We start from the raw sequence: 3,802 nt of genomic DNA, 5'->3' as shown, positions 1-3,802 counted from the left end.
ATAGATACATTCGTTGAAAATAATAGCAAAATGCGTAAAATTCTTATAAATGAAAATATAGATAACAATATGCAATTATACATTTGGATTCATACGTTGAAAATTGATATTTGGTTTTGTCCCATGTTAGTTTTGGAACCAAAGCATATTAATGTTCCAAGTGTTGTAACTATTCCTGATATACAACATGAATTCTACCCCGAATTTTTTGAACCCTATGTCTTGCAGTGGAGAAATGAACATTATGAATACTCTGCAAAGACTTGTAATGCAGTCCTTACAATATCGGAGTATTCTAAGAAAACAATGGTTGAAAAGTATAAAATTCCTGAAAATAAAGTGTATTCCATCCATTTAGATTCATCTCAAGAATTTTATTTAAATCATAATGATGAAATCAATCAGAGGGTTATTCAAAAATATCAATTATCAAATTATGAATACGGATTTTATCCAGCCAATACTTGGAAACATAAAAATCATATTAATCTACTTAAAGCTATGGTACTCCTTAAGAAAAAGTTCAATGTAAAAATTAATATGGTTTTTACCGGTTTCGAACAACAGGCACAAAAATCCATTATAGATTTCATAAAAGAAAATGATTTGTCGGAACAAATTAAATTTTTAGGTTATCTTCCTCAAGAAGAGATGCCCTATGTATATAGGAACGCAAAATTTTTGGTATTCCCTTCTCTTTTTGAAGGTTTTGGAATTCCATTAGTTGAAGCTATGCGAACAAAAACTCCAATCGTTTGTTCAAATGCTGGTAGCATTCCAGAAGTTGTAGAAGATTGCGCCTTACTGTTTGATCCCACTAGCCCTGAAGATATTGCTTTAAAAATATTAGAAGTGCTTAATGAACAAACAAGAACAGAGTTAATAAACAAAGGTATAAATCAAGCTGAAAAATTTTCTTGGGAGAAATGCTCTAAATCCACATTAGAGGTATTCAAAAGGGTTCTGGAATCCTAAATCTGTTAGCGTGCTTGCTAAATGCTCTTAAAGATATCTAATAAGAATATATGTAATCTTTCCTATTTCCAGCGACTCCTCAGAATTTAAATTCCAGATGGTGGGGACCAGTCCCCATCTTTACATAGCAGCTTCCATAGAAAGTCATTTGCTAAGTAAATCACGAATCGAGAGATACATAGTGCCAAATCTTAAACTAGTATTGTTTATTTTTTATTTTCAGTACGAGATTTATGTATCGCCCCATTCATTTCTGAAACAAAACCTCTTGGGTATTCGGAACATAGCCTCTCTAATAACAATCGAATTAAACTGTTCAAATTCTATAGTGCTTAAATTTCACTAAGCTGCTGAAGTAGCTACCGTAACCATGTATCCAAGTTGATGGTATTCCCGTATGAATCAAACGTACAATATGTGTTTTTTACCCGTTGCATAATATAGCCTATACACATATCTTAACTGGAGGAAAGAATTTCAATTAATAGTTTGCATCGAGGTGTATAATATGAAACTTATATTGTTATCGGGAGGTTCAGGGAAACGATTATGGCCGCTTTCCAATGATTCTAGATCAAAACAGTTTTTAAAGATGTTAACATGTCCAGGGAATAAGTTAGAATCCATGGTTCAGAGACTGTGGCGACAATTAGATTTGAATCAATTATTGGACATTTCTTACATTTCTACGAGTGTAACACAAGTAGATATTATTCAAAATCAATTAGGAACCCAAATACCATTAATCATAGAGCCGGAGCGAAGAGATACTTTTCCGGCAATCATATTAGCAGCGACATATTTGTATTCAATCATTGGTGTTAATCTAAATGAAGTAATCACTGTGATGCCTGTTGATCCTTTTGTGGAAAATCAATTTTTTGATAAGGTCAAAGATTTAGAGGATGTCATTAAACAATCAGGTATGGATATTGTTCTAATCGGTGTAAATCCTACCTATGCTTCAACGAAATATGGTTATATCATTCCTGACAATGCTGAAAGGAATAACCAGCAATCACAAACATATATAAATGTAAAAGGTTTTAAGGAAAAACCGACAGAAGAGCAAGCGCAGCAGTTGATTGAACAACATGCTCTATGGAACTGCGGTGTTTTTGCATTTAAACTGGGTTATATGATTAACCAGCTAGAAAAAAGAGGTCTGCCGACTCAGTATGATGAGATAATAAGGCACTATGAGAGGCTGCCAAAAATAAGCTTTGATTATGAAATTGTAGAAAAGGCCGAGAAGGTTGCATTTATTCCGTATAAGGGCTATTGGAAGGACTTAGGAACCTGGAATACGTTAACTGAGGATATGCACGCAAATATCATTGGCAAAGGATCGATGAGTGATGATTGCATCAACACGCATTTAATTAATGAATTAGATATTCCCGTAGTTGTACTAGGTACTTCGAATATGGTTGTGGCAACAAGCCCCGATGGTATTTTAGTTACCGATAAATCCACAAGTCATCATGTCAAAGAGATAGTAAAAGATTTAGGACAACGGCCTATGTTCGAGGAACGCCGTTGGGGTTGGTATCGAGTTTTGGATTATAAAAAATCTACCGAAGGAATAGAAGCGCTGACAAAGCGATTATGTGTATTTGCAGGAAAAAATCTTAGCTATCAATATCATCATAAGCGAAGCGAAGTATGGACGGTTGTTGAAGGTGAAGGCGAATTCGTTCTAGATGACGAATTGTCGTATGTAAAACTGGGTGATGTGTTACACATACCACTTGGTGCAAAACATGGTATCAGGGCAATCAAAGACCTTGAAATTATCGAGGTTCAGATGGGGAGTAAACTTGAAGAAGAAGATATTGTTCGTTTATTTATGTCATGGGAAGAAATGAAGAAATCAATAAGAAATAAGTGAATTTCTTTGAATTTAAGTTAGCGGGTAACTACTGTCAAGATTCACTTTGTTCATATACAATTAAGCAACTATGTATATTGGAGGAATATAAATGAAACAGTGGGAAAATAAGAAAGTGATGGTAACTGGAGGTGCAGGATTTCTTGGTTCTCATGTAGTGGAACGGTTGAAGGAATTAGGTTGCAAACAAATTATTGTACCGCGCAGCAGACAATATGATTTACGTAATCCACAAACAGCTATGATGCTGATACAGGAAACAAGGCCCGATGTGATCATTCATTTAGCTGCTTCGGTTGGTGGGATTGAAGCTAACAGAAAATATCCAGGGTCATTTTTCTATGATAATTTATCAATGGGGATTCATCTGATGGAAGCAGCTAGAGTAGAAAATGTAGAAAAATTCGTGGCTTGTGGAACAATATGCTCTTATCCTAAGTTTACTTCTGTTCCTTTTAAGGAAGAAAATTTATGGGATGGATATCCCGAAGAGACAAATGCCCCCTATGGTTTGGCTAAGAAAATGCTGCTAGTTCAGAGTCAGGCATATAGGCAACAATATAATTTTAACTCTATTTTTCTTCTTCCTGTAAATTTGTATGGGCCTCGTGATAACTTCGATTTGGAGACTTCTCATGTAATTCCAGCTCTAATACGGAAATGTATGGAGGCGAAAGAACAGGGAAAAGATTATATTACGGTTTGGGGGAGCGGGAAGGCAACGAGAGAGTTTTTATTTGTTGAAGATGCAGCTGAAGCGATTTTGATGGCTGCAGCGAGTTATAACGGGGATGAACCCGTAAACATCGGTACAGGAACAGAGATTTCAATTAAAGACTTAGTGGAGTTAATTGCCACTCAAACAGGTTTTAAAGGTCAAATTCGCTGGGATTCTCAGAAGCCTGACGGTCAACCTCGAAGATGTCTCGATGTACA

The 3,802-nt window shown here is 35.5% G+C and carries 3 protein-coding genes; all 3 read left to right on the top strand.

Translation table 11 applies throughout. From position 1 onward, the window contains the following. Window positions 1-975: glycosyltransferase family 4 protein (locus AC11ZT_RS13745; RefSeq protein ID WP_484060142.1), on the top strand; the 975-nt coding region annotated here is incomplete at its 5' end. A gap of 508 nt (window positions 976-1,483) precedes the next feature. Continuing rightward, complete coding sequence (locus AC11ZT_RS13740; RefSeq protein WP_484060141.1) at window positions 1,484-2,866, top strand: sugar phosphate nucleotidyltransferase; 1,383 nt, start codon at window positions 1,484-1,486, stop codon at window positions 2,864-2,866. 91 nt (window positions 2,867-2,957) lie between these two features. Then, on the top strand, window positions 2,958-3,802 hold an 845-nt coding region (locus AC11ZT_RS13735; protein ID WP_484060140.1), incomplete at its 3' end, for a GDP-L-fucose synthase family protein.

Source organism: Ectobacillus sp., from assembly GCF_056992975.1.
The sequence above is the reverse complement of the archived record's forward strand: the minus strand, read 5'-3'. Positions and strand labels throughout refer to the sequence as shown.

Coding starts and splice junctions, on each gene's coding strand:
- AC11ZT_RS13740 (WP_484060141.1), top strand. CDS start 1,484: ATGAAACTTATATTGTTATCGGGAGGTTCAGGGAAACGATTATGGCCG.